At 34.8% G+C, this 17,269-nt stretch carries 17 protein-coding genes; 16 read left to right on the top strand and 1 reads right to left on the bottom strand.

The genetic code is table 11. The features are described 5' to 3' along the window. Positions 1-5 precede the first annotated feature (5 nt). From KQI21_RS13025 to KQI21_RS12975, 11 genes are all read left to right on the top strand, one after another. Positions 6-1,232: a methionine gamma-lyase family protein gene (locus KQI21_RS13025; protein ID WP_216484611.1), complete on the top strand. Its 1,227-nt coding sequence runs from the start codon at positions 6-8 to the stop codon at positions 1,230-1,232. 371 nt (positions 1,233-1,603) lie between these two features. Beyond that, on the top strand, positions 1,604-2,002 hold the full coding sequence (locus tag KQI21_RS13020) for a MerR family transcriptional regulator (RefSeq protein WP_216484610.1): 399 nt from the start codon (positions 1,604-1,606) through the stop codon (positions 2,000-2,002). A gap of 82 nt (positions 2,003-2,084) precedes the next feature. Further along, on the top strand, positions 2,085-3,422 hold the full coding sequence (gene glnA / locus KQI21_RS13015; RefSeq protein WP_216484609.1) for a type I glutamate--ammonia ligase: 1,338 nt from the start codon (positions 2,085-2,087) through the stop codon (positions 3,420-3,422). Between the two features lie 974 nt (positions 3,423-4,396). Beyond that, entirely contained in the window at positions 4,397-5,128 is a 732-nt protein-coding gene (locus KQI21_RS13010) for an ABC transporter ATP-binding protein (RefSeq protein WP_216484608.1), read from the top strand. Beyond that, entirely contained in the window at positions 5,125-6,153 is a 1,029-nt protein-coding gene (locus tag KQI21_RS13005) for an ABC transporter permease (protein WP_216484607.1), read from the top strand. The genes KQI21_RS13010 and KQI21_RS13005 overlap by 4 nt, the downstream gene beginning before the upstream one ends. A gap of 601 nt (positions 6,154-6,754) precedes the next feature. Then, positions 6,755-7,003 carry a hypothetical protein gene (locus KQI21_RS13000; RefSeq protein ID WP_216484606.1) on the top strand — a complete coding sequence of 83 codons (249 nt, stop codon included), beginning with the start codon at positions 6,755-6,757 and terminating at the stop codon, positions 7,001-7,003. A gap of 607 nt (positions 7,004-7,610) precedes the next feature. Continuing rightward, the gene (locus KQI21_RS12995) at positions 7,611-8,063 is read left to right on the top strand and encodes a MarR family winged helix-turn-helix transcriptional regulator (RefSeq protein WP_216484605.1); all 453 of its coding nucleotides are present in this window, start codon (positions 7,611-7,613) and stop codon (positions 8,061-8,063) included. Further along, positions 8,063-8,920: an MBL fold metallo-hydrolase gene (locus KQI21_RS12990; RefSeq protein ID WP_216484604.1), complete on the top strand. Its 858-nt coding sequence runs from the start codon at positions 8,063-8,065 to the stop codon at positions 8,918-8,920. The genes KQI21_RS12995 and KQI21_RS12990 overlap by 1 nt, the downstream gene beginning before the upstream one ends. Positions 8,921-9,411: 491 nt before the next feature. Further along, positions 9,412-9,585 (top strand): hypothetical protein, encoded by a 174-nt coding sequence (locus KQI21_RS12985; protein WP_216484603.1) that lies wholly within the window; start codon positions 9,412-9,414, stop codon positions 9,583-9,585. Positions 9,586-9,981: 396 nt separating this feature from the next. After that, positions 9,982-10,176 carry a transposase gene (locus KQI21_RS16945; RefSeq protein ID WP_216484744.1) on the top strand — a complete coding sequence of 65 codons (195 nt, stop codon included), beginning with the start codon at positions 9,982-9,984 and terminating at the stop codon, positions 10,174-10,176. Positions 10,177-10,541: 365 nt separating this feature from the next. Then, positions 10,542-11,402 carry a manganese catalase gene (locus KQI21_RS12975; RefSeq protein WP_216484602.1) on the top strand — a complete coding sequence of 287 codons (861 nt, stop codon included), beginning with the start codon at positions 10,542-10,544 and terminating at the stop codon, positions 11,400-11,402. Positions 11,403-11,485: 83 nt separating this feature from the next. Here KQI21_RS12975 and lexA read toward each other — a convergent pair whose 3' ends face one another. After that, positions 11,486-12,109, bottom strand: coding sequence for a transcriptional repressor LexA (gene lexA / locus KQI21_RS12970; protein WP_216484601.1), 624 nt, complete (start codon positions 12,107-12,109; stop codon positions 11,486-11,488). Between the two features lie 283 nt (positions 12,110-12,392). Between lexA and KQI21_RS12965 the strand changes: the two genes are divergently transcribed. The 5 genes from KQI21_RS12965 (at position 12,393) to KQI21_RS12945 (ending at position 17,031) form a co-directional block, all read left to right on the top strand. Next, complete coding sequence (locus KQI21_RS12965) at positions 12,393-13,031, top strand: YneB family resolvase-like protein (RefSeq protein WP_216484600.1); 639 nt, start codon at positions 12,393-12,395, stop codon at positions 13,029-13,031. Positions 13,032-13,435: 404 nt separating this feature from the next. Beyond that, entirely contained in the window at positions 13,436-13,672 is a 237-nt protein-coding gene (locus KQI21_RS12960; RefSeq protein WP_216484599.1) for a DUF896 domain-containing protein, read from the top strand. A 117-nt stretch (positions 13,673-13,789) separates the two neighbouring features. After that, positions 13,790-15,793: a transketolase gene (gene tkt, locus KQI21_RS12955; protein WP_216484598.1), complete on the top strand. Its 2,004-nt coding sequence runs from the start codon at positions 13,790-13,792 to the stop codon at positions 15,791-15,793. Between the two features lie 515 nt (positions 15,794-16,308). Next, complete coding sequence (sirA, locus tag KQI21_RS12950; RefSeq protein WP_216484597.1) at positions 16,309-16,764, top strand: sporulation inhibitor of replication protein SirA; 456 nt, start codon at positions 16,309-16,311, stop codon at positions 16,762-16,764. Between the two features lie 45 nt (positions 16,765-16,809). Further along, a complete protein-coding gene (locus KQI21_RS12945; RefSeq protein WP_216484596.1) occupies positions 16,810-17,031 on the top strand; it encodes a YneF family protein in 222 nt (73 codons plus the stop codon). Positions 17,032-17,269: the final 238 nt, after the last annotated feature.

Raw genomic sequence — 17,269 nt, 5'->3', positions numbered from 1 at the left:
ATAAAATGGTAGAACAGTTAGCAAAACAAGCAGAAAAAGATTGTAAAGAACAACATGAAGAAATAAATCGAATGGTTGAAGTAAATCAAAAACGGGTATTAGATGCATTTTGTCAGCATCGAGTAAGTGATAGTCATTTTCATTCGACGAGTGGTTATGGTTATGATGATCTGGGCCGTGAAGTATTAGAAAAAATTTATGCAACGGTTTTTGGCGGTGAAGACGCTCTTGTTCGACCGCAAATCGTTTCAGGAACTCATGCTATTACAACTGCCTTATTTGGGGTGCTTCGTCCTGGTGATGAATTGATCTATATTACAGGAAAACCTTACGATACCTTAGAAGAAGTTATTGGAATACGTGGGAGCAATGCTGGCTCTTTACGCGATTTTCAAGTTGATTATCAGCATGTGGATCTATTGGAAAATGGTGCAATTAATTTTTCTGCTGTCAAACAAGCAATAACGGAAAAAACAAAAGTAATAGGTATTCAGCGCTCAAAAGGTTATGATGATCGACCTTCTTTTGCGATCGAAGAAATAAAAGAAATGATCCAATTTGTCAAATCCATTAATCCGCATTTAATTGTATTTGTGGATAATTGTTATGGCGAATTCGCAGAGGTACAAGAGCCACCTCACGTAGGTGCTGACTTAATTGCTGGTTCGTTAATTAAAAACCCTGGCGGAGGATTAGTACAAGCAGGTGGTTATATTGTCGGTAAAGAAGAATTGGTTTTGCGTTGCGCCAACAGATTAACTGCTCCAGGACTAGGAAAGGAAAGTGGCGCTACTTTCAATGTTCTGCAAGAAATGTATCAAGGCTTCTTTCTTGCTCCACACGTAGTTGGCGAAGCATTAAAGGGAGCTATTTTCACGGCTCGATTTATGGAAATGGCTGGTTATATATCTTCACCAAAGTTTAATGAAAACAGAACTGATTTAATTCAATCGGTAATATTTAATAATAAAGAAGAGATGATAATTTTTTGTCAAGCCATTCAGGAAAATTCACCTGTCAACTCCTATGTTAAGCCTTATCCAAGCGAAATGCCTGGATATGAGGATGAGGTAATTATGGCTGCTGGTACATTCATCCAAGGCGCTAGTATTGAATTATCTGCAGACGGCCCATTACGCCCACCGTATATTGCCTTTGTTCAAGGTGGATTAACATATGCCCACGTTAAGATTGCACTAATCGAGTCATTAAGAAAATTACAAATAAAGTGAAACTTCATTCCGTAGAACGCTTTTCACACGGAATGTTAGTTAAACGAATCGGGCATTTACTTGCAGTTAGATCCTCCCACCTAACCTCCTAGTTTTTTCCTCGTAGCATGGAAGTGGAGGTCTTACTGCAAGTTACATGCGGGATAAATGGTTTGTAATTGAATAATTAGGGGAAGTAACAAAAGAGCAGGAATTAATTACGCTCTTTTTTACTTTTCTATTAAGCCAACCATATTCTTTATGGCAGCATATTCACAGTTACGTAAAAACTTAAATTTGAAAAAACGCGTGTAAGAAAACCTAACATGCAATTGACATGTTAGATTACATAACATATAATGAGAAAGAATTATTTTTTAGGGGGTCATGAATTGAATGATAAGGATCGTCGTTCGATGCCTTTATTTGCCATAGGTATTGTGATGAAGTTAACGGAATTAACAGCCAGGCAAATAAGGTATTATGAGGAGCACGGTTTAATTCACCCAGAAAGAACAAGTGGTAATCAACGTTTGTTTTCGTTTAATGATGTGGATCGTTTGCTAGAAATCAAAGATTACTTGGATAAAGGTCTTAATATTGCTGGTATTAAGCTACTTTTGGAAGAAGATAATACAAAGCAAAAAAATGATGAAAAATTTTCAGAATCATCCAATCTATCTGACAGAGAATTACGTAAAATTTTAAAAAATGAATTGAAAGATCCAAGTTTTCACATTAAAACAAATTTACGGCAAGGAGAACTCTCCAGGTTTTTCATTAACCATTAGTTTTAAATAGGAAAACAAATGGGATTATCTTCAACTATTTGTTTTCCTAATTCAAATAAAAACTATTTATAGGAGGAAAGTTATGGGACAAGGTTATACGAGAGAAGATGTGGTAAGACGGATTAAGGAGGAAAATGTGCGATTCATTCGTTTGCAATTTACAGATATGCTAGGCACGATCAAAAATGTAGAAATTCCTCTGAGCCAATTAGACAAAGCGTTAGATAATAAAATGATGTTTGATGGTTCATCCATTGAAGGCTTTGTTCGTATCGAGGAATCAGATATGTATTTATATCCTGATTTAGATACATTTGTTGTATTCCCATGGACATCAGATAAAGGCAAGGTTGCTCGATTCATTTGTGACATCTATAAAACCGATGGAACACCGTTTGAAGGAGACCCACGTTATAATTTAAAAAGAAACTTGAAGAAAATGCAAGAACTTGGGTTTGATGCGTTTAATATTGGAACAGAGCCTGAATTTTTTCTTTTTAAACTAGATGATAAAGGCGAACCATCTTTAGAGTTAAATGATCATGGCGGTTATTTTGACCTTGCTCCAACGGACTTAGGAGAGAATTGCCGTAGAGACATTGTATTAGAGTTAGAAGAAATGGGCTTTGAAATTGAAGCTTCTCATCATGAAGTGGCTCCTGGTCAACATGAAATTGACTTTAAATATTCTGATGCTGTGAAGCATGCTGATGATATTCAAACATTTAAATTAGTTGTAAAAACAATCGCGCGAAAGCATAATTTGCACGCTACATTTATGCCTAAACCATTATTCGGAGTAAACGGATCTGGAATGCATGTAAATATGTCCTTATTTAAAAATGGTGAAAATGCTTTTTATGATAAAAATGGAGAGATGGGATTAAGTAAAACAGCTTTTCAATTTATTTCTGGTATTATTAAGCATGCAAGCAGTTTTACAGCAATCACTAATCCAACCGTTAACTCATATAAACGATTAGTTCCCGGCTATGAGGCACCTAGCTACATTGCTTGGTCTGGTGCAAACCGAAGCTGTTTGATGCGTATTCCTAATTCTCGCGGTATTAGTACTCGTGTTGAAGCGCGTAGTGTCGATCCGTCAGCTAATCCTTACTTAGCATTAGCTGCTCTATTAGCCGCTGGTTTAGATGGGATAAAAAATAAAATGACTCCACCTCCTGCAGTTGACCGAAATATTTATGTGATGACGAAAGAAGAACGTGAAGAAAATGGCGTTCATGATCTTCCTAGTACTTTAGCAAATGCATTAGAGGAATTAAAGAAAAGTGATGTTATTATTAATTCATTAGGCGATCACCTATTTGAACATTTTATAGAAGCTAAAGAAATCGAATGGGAAATGTTTAAAACACAAGTCCACCCGTGGGAAAGAGAACAATATTTGAGAATGTATTAAAGCTTGATACAGAAGGGTTTTGTTGTGTGGGCGAAACGTTTAATTAACTGTAGTTACTCGTTTCATCCACGGAACAGCCACAAAAATATAAAAAAATATTTGCTGTTTAAAATACTGTTCAGATAGTTTCAAACTGAGCAGTATTTTTCTGATCAATTTTTAGAGACGTGAGAATAAATATCTGAGGTTATCATTATACTGCCATGCCTATCGCTTTTGAATGTATTTTATATTTGTGCCTGCTTCTCATTGTATGACAGCATGTGTAGACTCTCGGGAATAAATTGGTAGGGAAATTGCATGCCAACTCGTTTTAAGATACGTTTAAAGGCATTGAATAAGCTGATTTGGCCATGAAATTGCTATCTTTTCTACATAATACTAAATTGTATTTAAGATAATATTTATTGTTAATAATAAAAGAAACTTAAGTATTCTGGTGGAACAAGGAGATTTTCCTGTTTAAAAATAGAATTCTTGTTACTATCAAACAGGGCTTTCCACATAAATACTTTCAATTTTGTTTGGAATGATAAATCTCCTTTTGGACCCAACAAAGCTTTCATAAATTCTCTATTTCAATTTAAAAATTCAAAAAATGGGAATGGTAAAGTGTATTGTATTCGGAGCGTTTGTTTCTAGATCTGCAATGACTTTCCAATGTTCTTTATAATCTTGTCCTCCATTTCTTTCACCAATTCTCCCTCACATTTGGTCATTAAATCATACTTAAACCTATATCCTCCATTCCATTTTGTTCGCTAAATTTCTTTCAACACGTTCATAAAATAGTCGGTTAACCGACACATCCTTTATTTTTGATTATTGAATAGTGTTTAATTAAAAAAAATTATAATTTTAATATACAATAAAATGGTGCATTGTTTATTATTTTAACTGAAAATATGAATAAATGGAAAACAATTTCTTTGAGAAATTTTTGTCGTGATTATTTTGTTGGAGGAGGAACAACGATGGATATTCAAGTCTCGCATGTCAGTAAAAGTTTTGATCAAAAACAAGTCATAAAAAATATTACGTTCACGATACCGACAGGTCAAATTTGTTGTTTGCTTGGTCCTTCTGGTTCGGGAAAAACAACATTAATTCGCCTGATGATTGGCGCGATTACTGCGGATGAGGGGACTATTCAATTCGCAGACGTGCAAATGCCAAATATGAACATGTTAAAAAAGGTAGGATTTATGCCGCAGAATGATGCGTTATATAACGATCTATCTGCTGAAGCCAATTTGTATTTTTTTGGAGGGCTTTACCATATTGATAAACGTAAATTGGAAAATCGTATCGATGAAGTGCTTGCTATAGTTGATTTAACAGAGCATCGAAGAAAATTGGTGGCAAATTTTTCCGGAGGTATGAAAAAGCGGCTTTCGCTTGCGACTGCCATTTTACATTCTCCTAAAATATTGTTCTTAGATGAACCGACAGTAGGAATCGACCCCGTTTTACGTCGTACTATTTGGGACCAATTTCAGTTAATTAAAGATTCTGGGACAACCATTATTGTTTCTACACATGTGATGGATGAAGTGACAGAGTGTGATAAAGCGGCACTCATTTATAATGGTTCCTTGATTGAATATGGTACCGTGACAAATCTACTTGAAAAAACTGAAAACGGACGGGTCGAGGAACTGTTTTTCATTGCTTCAAGTGAATCAAAAGGTGGTGCTGTACGATGATCCATTTAGCCAAACGTGTCATCCGTCAAACAATAAATGACAAACGAAGCATCATGATGATCTTAGTTGCTCCACTATTGATTTTGACTTTAGTTTATTTATTATTGGGTGATTCAGGTTATGTGCCGACAGTTGGAATTGATAAGAATGCTATGCCAGGTTCTCTCATAACTGCTTTGGAAGAACAAGATTTGAATATTGTAGACGTTACAAACAATGATGCCCAACATGCAAAAAACTATTTGAAGGACCATCATGATGTGGATGCTATTTTTACCCTCTCACAAAGTTTGGGTACGAACATTATAATGTATGAGCCCTCTACTAAAGGGTCGAAGGCTGCTAGTGAGATTCAAACAGCCATGGCTTCCTTAAATCGTTCAGCAAAAGTAAATATTTCCTATGTTTATGGGTCACAAGACCAGACAACTTTTGATTCCCTTGGCTATGTGTTTCTTGCCTTATTCTCATTTTTCTTAGTGTTTATCATTTCGGGGATGGCACTTGTGAGAGAGAGAAGTGGCGGGACATTGGAACGGTTATTGATGACACCAATTAAACGAGGCCAGGTCATTCTTGGTTATACGATAGGATATGGCGTGTTTGCCGTAATTCAAGCCATTCTCATTGTTCTTTATTCCATGTTTGTCCTGCAATTAAGTTCCGTGGGGAACATTGGTTGGATTTTGCTCGTGATGATTTTATTAGCCGTGACAGCCGTTTTATTTGGTGCGACGATTTCAATTTTTGCTAATTCAGAACTGCAAGTGGTACAAATGATCCCGTTTACCATCATTCCACAAGTGTTTTTTTCGGGGTTGATTCCTTTAGACCTGATTCCTTATCATCTCGGAAATCTGAGTTACATTATGCCTATTTATTATGGGGCAGCAGCAATCAAAGGTGTCATGGTTTATGGTGATGGTTTCTTTCAAATCTGGGGTTATATTATCGGCCTAATCGCCTATGCGCTTCTGCTATACCTAATAAACACACAAGCATTGAAAAAATTCAGGAAACTTTAGTCTTGCTAAATGTTACAAACGATAAAAAACTTGCCCAACTATCACTTTATTCTAAACCTTAATAGACTTTGTGAGAAAAATGTACTTAAAGTAACGGCAGTTAGGTGGAACAAGTCAATCTAAAATAAAAAGTCGAATCCTTAGCGTGCGGAAATTCGACTTTTTATGTAAAAATAAGCTTAGCGTACAAAATTTCCGAAATGTTGGCTGTACCCCTACATTACTTTCTTGTATTCTTATAACTAAAAAATTCAAATAATCTTTTAACAAGATATCTGATTGTTCATAGCCTTTATTTAGTTTTTTGTATTCACGTTGTTGTGGGGGAGTACAAGATCTTTATCCCTTTGATATTAATAAAATATTTATAGCGGATAGTGGATACTTCCTCTTATAAACTACTTGTTTAACTGAGAAAAAACAGCACATCCCAATACATTCATTGTTTGGTTTCTGTATTGTAACCGCTCTCACGTCGATGAGCAATGTTAGGAAATTCAGTATTATTTCTCCTAGTTTTGTTTGAATCAAAAATTTTTATGTATAAGGGAGAAATTGCTTTCATTTTATCGTATTATAGAAGAGAGAGGGGGTGTCCGTATTGAAAAAATATTATATAACATTTATTATGAACGATGGATCAGAAATAGCAATCGAAGAGGAAAGAGAAAGTAAAAATGACTTTTTCTTTAGTTTAAAACGATATGACTCTAAATGGTATAAAAGTAGTAATACAATTATTAATTTAGATAATGTTAATAGTATTGTTCTACAATCCGAGATGGAAAAAAATCAACCTCAAAAAGATAATGAAGATAACTCAAAAGCTTTAAGAAGCACAGTTTGGTGACAATTTAGTTTCCATCCTCAGGAGCAAGAATATGTGAAAACGACATATCTTCACGCATTGTTGCTCCTGCGAAAAGGTCGTATTTAAATACGCAAATGATTATTTAAATTGCAGTATTATTAACTGCCTTATTAAAACATCAGACCACCTTTATGCGTGCTCTTACAGTCTTTAAAATACGAAATAGATTTGCATAAGTGCTCTAAAATAGTTAAGTGCTTTACCAAATTTATAATCACAAAGAATTCTGCCTATCTAATTCCAGCTATACTATTTTTTTATTCAAATTAAAGAAAGCGCTTAACTAAGGAATATCCTTAAAAAGGAAAGACCAGGTAGAATAGGAAAATGAAGAAAAATACTGTTGGCGTGATTGGACGGGAAGAATTAGTTAATTACACATGTAAATCTGCAATATTTCCCAAAATAATCTCACCTTCACGTCATGGATCGATTGGTAAGGCTCCTCTATTTAAACAAATATGATTAGAGTTAGTTGATTTTTTTCCATATCTCTCAAATAACCCAAATAATTGACAAATATATAATAGTTAAGTAAACTTAACTTAACTATAAACCTTTAAAATGAATTAGGGGTGATAAATCTATGCATGATTATTTAATAATGGTAGACAAAATCAATCAAAAATTTGAGCAGTTCAAGTTGTTAGTTTTACAAGAAACCAAAGAGGTTAAGGAATTAGAGAACTTTTACTTAACTCCTCAACAAGAATTTATAATGTTTTATATCATTCGTAATGAGCCGGTAATTGCGAAAGATATTGCAAATCATTTTGATATTTCCAAAAGTGCGGTTAGTCAAGTAATTTTAAAGCTTGAAGAAATGAAAATGATATATCGCAGGGAGAATTCAATAAACCGTAGAGAGGCTTTTATTTATCTTGGGGCTAGGGGGCAAGAGTTTCATCAGCTTCTTAAAAAAATTGACGACATTCTTGTGGAAAAATATTACTCGAAAGTAAGCTTAACGGAGTTAAAAAATGTTCTGGATACATTAAATAAGATTCTCGAAACTAAAAAACAAAGGGAGTTAAGATAATGGAGAAAAATTTGAAACAACTAACCAATCGTATACATTATTTACCGCATGATCCTGAAACAGATCGACCAATACTGGCTGCCATATGCGGGATCTACCAAACTTTAATTGTAGATGCAGGAAATTCTGATAAACATGCTAAGTTATTTCTTGATGAACTAGACCAATGTCAAATTACCAATTATCATTCTGTAATATTAACACATTGGCATTGGGATCATAGCTTTGGAACAAATCGGATGAATATGTTAACTATAGCAAATGAAAACACAAAAATGCATCTTGAAAAAATTATGGAATATGATTGGTCAGACGAAGCTTTAGATAATCGTGTAGAAAAAGGCTTAGAGAATCAGTTTTGTTCAGATATGATAAAAAAAGAATTTGGAGTAGACAGAAATATCACCATCACTTTACCTAATATTACGTTTAAAGAAAAATTTGAGATTGATTTAGGTAGTATTCGGTGTGTAGTCAAACATGTAGGTGGAGATCATTCTGATGACTCATCACTCATTTTTATAGAGGAAGAAAAAGTACTTTTCTTAGGGGACTGCTTATATCCAAGTATTTACACACTACAACCACAATATAAGATTGATAATGTTAGACATCTCATAGAAAATATTGAAATGTTTGATGCCGAAATCTACGTGCTTTCGCATGAACCTCCATTATCTAAAGATGATTTTATGGTTTATATAAAGTTATTGAAGTTAATTTGTGAGTTAACAGAAAAACATCAAAGAAACCGTTTAAATTTGGTTAATGAGCTTTCTACTCAACTAAATCGTAAATTAAGTCAGTTAGAAGAAGAAATTGTTGATTGTTTTATTAACGGATTATCAGTTGGTTAAACTAGAGAACCATGAAACACCTAAAAAACGAGCTGAATATCGAAACAAAACATAGAAACAATATTTATCATTTCAATGTCTGAGAAGTGAAATAACTCAGGCGTTTTTTTATAAAGTAAAACTTCCGTGAGTGGGGGTTTTTCTTTTATCCCCCACTCATGGTTAACAAGGGTATGACCTAAGGCCCTTGAACCAATCGGACATTTTGACTTTCCGTTATCCTCCACTTAGACTTTTTGATTTCTCACTCTTCTAGGTAGAGGTCTTACTGCCGGTTAGATGTGGGATAAATCGGATATGGTAGAAACAAGATTACTCAACTGCAAAGATATCTTTACTTTAACTTGAAGGATTGATTAATAAGTGTGAAAGGAAGAAAAAATAGGGAACTATTTAACAAAGTGGACGACATTCTTTATAATTACTTGTAATTTTATAGGTGCTGTTCTGGAGATTATTTTCTTGTTTATTTTTTTAAGGTGAATTTTCGTATGAAGTGCTTACAGGTGTTTCGTAGCAATTATCTTTTTGAAAGTTATAAAGTGTTTAAACAGAAACGCAAAAAAGATAATTTTCCTAAAGCAGATGAACGTGTCATTCACAATGTTTTTGTTTTTTTAAATATGCATCATATTTTAGCTATTTTATTTATAATTTTGCTTTAGTAGTTTTCACATTTTTAGGAAACGACTCGATTTAATTTTTACCTATGTATCTTTTTCTTTTCGTATTTGGATTGTAGGGATAGGTGCTCTTATTATTAAATGAAGGTAATAGAATTTAATAAAAACCAAGTTTTAACTAAGAAACCGATATTTAGTAAAGGATAGTTTAAATGTTAACCAATAATTAATCTACCAACTTTAAGAGAATATGACTGTAGATTCTTAGTTCTGCTATACCTCCTTCACATTGTCCCAAATGTGGTTCCCTTGCAAACTTGTATAAACATGGTAAAAAACAAGCTATATTTTGACCTGGCAATGCAAGCGAAACGTGACATTGTTTGGACAGACTTATGAACTCAAAAAGCAATTCTTTGACATCTATAAAGCTGAGCAATCAACGATGCCTATAAACTCTATCAAATTTGGCTTTCAAATGTACCTAAAGAATTGATGACTTATTTTGAAGATCTGGTTAAGGCTATGAATAATTGGGAAGAAGAAATATTCAACTATTTCAATTCCCCCATACAAACCTATACAGAGTCCCTAAATCGTTTAATTAAGACAATGAATCATATTTGGTCGTGAAGCCCTAAGAGCAAAGATTTTGTTCACCCAAAGCTATCGTAAAGTTTAAAAGAAATTCAAAGAAGTTGAAATTACTTTCGAAAAATGTTACCTGATCAATTCCCAAATGGGAACAAACTGGTTATGAATAGGTATATGAAGAAATCTATGGTGCTGATTTTTCCACACTGACTTAAGGTAATGAAGGAGGGTTCTTTTTAACCCTCTTTCCACAGGATAAACAGATTACCCATTAATTTTAAATGAACTGGAATATAGACAAACAATTAACAGGTATCTCTTAATAAAAAGAAACATAGGACAAATTACTTGCTACATAGGCTAGTTAATGTAACGTAACCAACAACAAAGAGTAGGTGAGTTATTTGTTTTATCATGTGAAGGAATTACAGTATCATGCTAAACCAGAGCGACCAGATCCGGTATATGCGAAAAAGTTACAGGAAATACTGGGGGGACAGTTTGGTGAAATTTCAGTAATGATGCAGTATTTATTTCAAGGATGGAATATGCGTGGTAATGGAAAATACAAGGATTTATTAATGGATACAGGTACAGAAGAAATCGCACACGTAGAAATGATTGCCACAATGATAGCTAGATTATTAGATGGAGCACCAGATGTCGAATTGGAAGACGCCGCTAAAGACCCGATTATTGCTGCAATCCTTGGTGGATCGAATCCACAGCACGCGATCGTTTCCGGACTCGGAGCGATGCCGGGAGATAGTGTTGGAAACCGCTGGACAGCAGATTATATCATTGCCAGTGGAAATTTACTAGCTGATTTTAGGGCAAACTTGAATGCTGAATCACAAGGTCGCCTCCAAGTAGCTCGATTATATGAGATGACAAATGATCGCGGGGTAAGAGATATGCTTTCGTGGTTATTAGCAAGAGATACCATGCATCAAAACCAATGGTACGCAGCGATTTGTGAATTAGAAGAGAAGGAAAACATTGTTGTGCCAAGTACATTTCCTCGGGAGTTAGAAAAGCAGCAAGTATCTTATACGCTTTTCAATTTATCCCAAGGAGAAGCAAGTGCAACAGGAAGGTGGGCACATGGCAGAAGTATGGACGGCTATGGGAACTTTAATTATGTTGACAAGCCAATTGCTTTTGGAGAGGTACCGCATCTAAAGCCGGCTCCAAAATATATTTATAATACCCCTTTATGGGCTTTAAGAACATCGGATGACTCACCTGATCCGAATACGAAGTAAGCCAAAGTTTTTGTTTAATAAAAAGATTTTTACTTTTAGCATTTGAAAGCTAACCTAGAAAAAAACTGCCAGATGGCAGTTTTTTAATGAATATTTCGATATAAGCCTATCACTTTACCTAAAATCGTAACTTCTTTATAAATTAAAGGATCCATCGTCGAATTTTCAGGTTGTAGACGAAAATGGTCTTTTTCTTTAAAGAAACGCTTAACAGTTGCTTCGTTTTCCGTGGTCATGGCAACGACGATATCCCCATTTTCGGCAGTGTTTTGTTGCTTCACAATTACCATATCGCCATCTAAAATACCTGCTTCTATCATACTTTCCCCTTCAATCACTAAAACAAACAAATTATCATCAGGGCTTGAACTATTTACTGGTATTGGCAAAAATTCTTCAATATTCTCCACTGCAGTAATAGGTAAACCGGCAGTAACTTTTCCAATTACCGGAACGTAACGTGCTTCTTCCTTGTGAATCGAAGCATCTTCACCTACATCTAGTATTTCAATTGCTCTTGGCTTGGTAGGATCTCTTCTGATATAGCCCTTATCTTCAAGTCTTGCTAAGTGACCGTGAACAGTTGAACTCGACGCCAAGCCAACTGCTTTTGCAATTTCGCGGACAGACGGTGGATAACCTTTATTCATAACTTCTTCTTTAATATAATCTAATATCATTTGCTGTCTTTTGGAGAGTTTAGTCATGTATCTATCACCTCGCACATAGAATTAATTAATCTTAGTTTACCATTAGAAAATAAGTTACGCAAACATTCGTTCGAAAAAACACTTGACAAGATCATATGTTCGTGACATACTTTGGTTAAATACGGCGAACAAAGGTTCTATTATAGAATAAGGAGGCCATTATCATGTTTCAAAAACTAACGAAAACAGATGTATTTTATCTTGTAGCTTTTGCATTTACATTAGGTTTCTTATATTATTCTATTATGATTAGTTAATTTGTAAAAAGGAGTTTAAGAAAGTGAGAGCAGTTATTTACTGTCGTGTGAGTACAGATAAGCAAACACAAGAAACATCACTTGAAAGGCAAAAGCATGAGTTATTGGAGTTAGCAGCAAATCACCAATTTACCATAGTAGAATGCATTCAAGAGCAGGAGAGTGGATACAGCATTGAACGTGAAGGAATCTTTCACCTGCTCGATTTATTTTCTGATAAAGAAGCAGATTGTTTACTTATTCAAGATGAAACACGACTAGGAAGAGGAAATACAAAAATCGCACTGTTTCATCAATTACATAAACTAAATATTCCAATCTATACATCTTACCATAATGGGAAATTAGAGGTATCTGAGGCAGATTCCATGGTACTGCAAATTGTTGGAATTGTAGAGGAGTATCAGCGAAAAATACATAATGCAAAAATAAAACGAGGAATGAAAAGAGCAATTGAAGCGGGATACGATCCAAGTAAAAATCTTTCCAACCAACATAAAGCTCCCGGAAGAGAAAGAAAGGACTTTCCAATGGACGAAGTCATCCGACTTAGACAAAATAATTTAACATTTGCAGAAATCGCCTCTACTTTGACTGGATTAGGTTATCCAGTATCAAAGGCAACTGTACATCGAAGATATCAAGAATACCAAAATACTTGAATATTATATATATTATCAGTAAGATAAGATGGATAAGAATTAATTTTAGTTCTTTTCTTTTTATTTTATTAATGATTAAGATTGTAAATAGAGAGCTTGCTAGTGCATGTTCAAAAAGATTGTAAATAGCCCCCTGAAGCTCAAGGTGCAGTTTCCAATTAAGCAGTATTACCTGAGCTAGAAACAAGCTAATACTTAGCTAATTTCAAACCTTGGCTTAGGCAAAAGCCTGGACATACTTATACTTCAGCCCTAAATTTTTTTGAATTAACTCGGGTGCTAGACTTCCTATTTCTAACGTATGATGTTATATTTTTTTGAACATCCTCTACTAGCAGAAACCTTTAAATATACGATTATTATGGTATCATATACTATTGCTAATTTAGTAGGGAGGAATATCAATGCTTTCAAAAGCAAAAATAGAGCGAATTAATCAGTTAGCACGAAAAGCAAAAACAGATGGTCTTACAATTAAAGAACAAAATGAGCAAAAAAAATTAAGACATGAATATTTACAAGGTGTCAGAGCTTCATTTAAGAATCACTTTAAATCAATGAAAGTAGTTGACCCCGAGGGGAATGATGTGACACCTAAAAAAGTAAAAGCTTTACAAAAAAAGTATAATAATGGTTTTTAGAAGATGTATAGACCTACTTGGTTATAAGTGCATGATTTCACTTGTAGCAAAGTAGGTTTCGTTATAGAATGGATAAAGGGTGAAAACAGCTTTAAATATGAAAGGAGACACAACTATATGTTAAATGAGATTGAACAAAAATCAATTAATACGATACGAACTTTGTCGATTGATGCTATTGAACATGCAAATTCAGGTCATCCGGGACTTCCAATGGGAGCTGCGCCGATGGCTTACACCTTATGGACGGATTTTATGAACCATAATCCAAAGCATTCCAAATGGTTTAACCGTGATCGTTTTATCCTATCAGCCGGTCATGGATCGATGTTACTATATAGCCTACTGCATTTATCAGGATACGATATTACTATAGACGATGTAAAATCTTTCCGTCAATGGGGATCGAAAACACCTGGTCATCCAGAGGTTCATCATACAGATGGAGTTGAAGCTACAACCGGGCCATTAGGACAAGGTATTGCTATGGCAGTGGGTATGGCAATGGCAGAAGCTCATCTTGCAGCAAAATTTAACAAGGATGACTTAGAAGTTGTTGATCATTATACGTATGCATTAGTTAGTGATGGAGATTTAATGGAAGGTATTTCACATGAAGCGGCATCACTGGCAGGTCATTTAGGCTTAGGTAAATTGATAGCTCTTTATGATTCTAATGACATTTCACTTGATGGTGACCTTCATCGCTCATTCTCAGAAAATACCGAACAGCGTTTTAAAGCATATGGTTGGCAAGTATTAACTGTAAAAGACGGAAATGATGTAAATTCAATTCGGGAAGCAATCAAAACTGCTCAGGAAAATACCGAGCAACCGACACTGATTGAGGTAAAAACGATAATTGGTTACGGATCACCAAACAAATCCGCTTCCTCTGCTTCTCACGGTTCTCCACTTGGTAAAGATGAAGTGAAGTTAACTAAAGAATTTTATAAATGGACACATGAAGACTTCTATGTTCCAGAAGAAGTATACGAAGACTTTAATGAAAAGATCGTTAAAAAAGGACAAGCATTAGAAAAAGAATGGAATGAGATTTTAAATAAGTATAGAGAAAAGTATCCAGAATTAGCAAGGGAATTTGAACTGGCAATAAATAATGAACTGCCTGAAGGTTGGGATAAGGAGCTGCCACAATTTGATCCGGAAGAAGCTGCACTTGCTACAAGAGCATCTTCAGGTAAAGTTTTGAATGCTATTGCTAAAGCTGTACCTAACTTCTTTGGGGGTAGCGCTGACTTAGCAGGATCTAATAAAACAACGATTAATGATGAAGATGATTTCTCCCGTCAGAATTATGCCGGTAGAAATATTTGGTTTGGGGTACGTGAACATGCAATGGGGGCTGCATTAAATGGTATGGCATTACATGGAGGATTACGCGTTTTTGGTGGTACCTTCTTCGTATTTAACGATTATTTGCGTCCTTCCATTCGACTTGCTGCATTAATGAAAGCGCCTGTAACTTATGTACTAACGCATGATTCCATTGCAGTAGGAGAAGATGGCCCAACTCATGAACCAATTGAACACCTGGCTTCATTAAGAGCTCTGCCAGGGTTATCACTAATTAGACCAGCAGACGGTAATGAAACACAAGCTGCTTGGCGCTTAGCATTAGAATCTAAAGATACACCAACAGCACTTGTTCTAAGTAGACAGAACTTGCCAACTCTACCAGGGACGAAAGAGCATGCATATGAAGGTGTTAAAAAAGGTGCATACATTATTAGTGATACTGAAAAAGAAACTCCAGATGCGATATTGTTAGCAACTGGTTCTGAAGTACAATTAGCTATTCGTGCACAAGCAGTACTTAAAGAAAAAAATATCGACGTACGCGTTGTTAGCATACCATCCTGGGATCGTTTTAATGCTCAAGATGAGAGTTACAAAACGAAAGTTCTTCCTCCTGAAGTTAAAAATCGAGTTGCTATTGAAATGGCTGCTCCATTCGGCTGGGAACGTTATGTTGGCGAACATGGTAAAATAATGGGTATCCATACATTTGGTGCTTCTGCAAAAGGTGAAAAAGTGATAGAAGAATATGGATTTACTGTAGAGAATGTTGTGAAGCATGTGGAATCACTAATAAACTAACGAATAGAATGGTCTAGTTTTAGGCCATTCTATTTTTGCACTATAGGAAAGAATAAAACTTTAGGCTTTATAGTATAAGAAAAACTATAGCTTTCGCCATAAAAACTTGGCGACAAGCCAAGTTTTTTCTAATTGGAGAAATTAAGCATAGGCTGGGCTTTTCGATTGTAGCAATAAACCTATAAAAATCCGTCTACAGCAATACTTCGACAAAAGAAGTGGTTAATTTTTTTATAATGTGACAGTTTTTTAATCATAGAATCTGTATAATAGTTTTTACTCTATCCCATATTAAAAGAGAAAACCACTACTCTTTTCGTATATTAATCGGAGAGTAAGTAGGAGAGATTAATGACCACTATTAAAAGACTGATTGGAGCAATAAATTGCTGGTGAGAATCTTTTAAGAACATCTTCACGTAAAGTTACGAAAGAAAAGTAACTTCCAATATAAGATAAGGATGAAGTGTCTAAATGGTCATTTAAAGGGATTATTAATGGAGGAGGTAAAGGCGATGTATACGTATTCTATTTATTGGTTAACTGAAGAAGTGGCGATTCGTTATTTTCACAAGAGCGGGATGTTATATCGATTTTTAAAAGAATATAAAAAGCAGCCTTATCGGATGGATTTAAGAAAACAATTTGAATATATTACGTATCGTTTTTATCGTGAAGAGATTGTAGCATATATGAAACAACAAAAACATATAAATTGCATCGATTATATCGACAAACGAAATATGAAACTATATAATAGAGAAGCGTTTATTTCTTTACATATTGATGAGAGACAGTTAAAATTTCGATGTGAAACCTTGGAAGATGCTGAGGAGTTACTATTTCCAATGTTACGTAGATATGAACCAATGCTTTTTATAGTTGGTGAAAATATATGTAATTTTGGCTGGATAACTCCATTTCTAAAATACAGGCAAACGGAAGAAGAAGTATTGTTTTCTTTTCGTTGATTTACTATACTGTATAAGAGACAACACGAAGGAGGAAAGCTTTTCATGGAGACGATTTGGGTCGTATTAATTGCTGTAGCAGCGTTAATAATTGGTGTTGCTCTTGGATTTTTTATTGCCAGAAAATATATGATGAGCTATTTAAAAAAGAATCCACCGATTAATGAGCAAATGCTACGAACTTTAATGATGCAAATGGGACAAAAACCATCCAAAAAGAAAATCAATCAAATGATGCGTGCAATGAACAACCAAGCTGATAAGTAAGCACTTATTGATATATTTCGTAGTGTTTATAACTTGTAAAGACTCACCCCCTTATTTCACAATAGTAGGGGGTCTTCTAATGTTTTTATCCCGTATGTAAGGTGCCGTAAGACTCCCACTTCAAGAGCCTCGAGTTGATACAAAAGGGTCTAAGTGGGAGAAAACGGCACCTAAATGCCCGATTCGTTCAAGGGCCTTTAGGTCATACCCTTCTAGGTACTAACATTCAGTAGGAGAT

The organism is Virgibacillus proomii (assembly GCF_018916875.1).
GTDB classification, from domain to species: Bacteria; Bacillota; Bacilli; order Bacillales; family Amphibacillaceae; genus Virgibacillus; species Virgibacillus proomii_B.
This window is presented reverse-complemented; position numbering and strand designations above follow the sequence as displayed.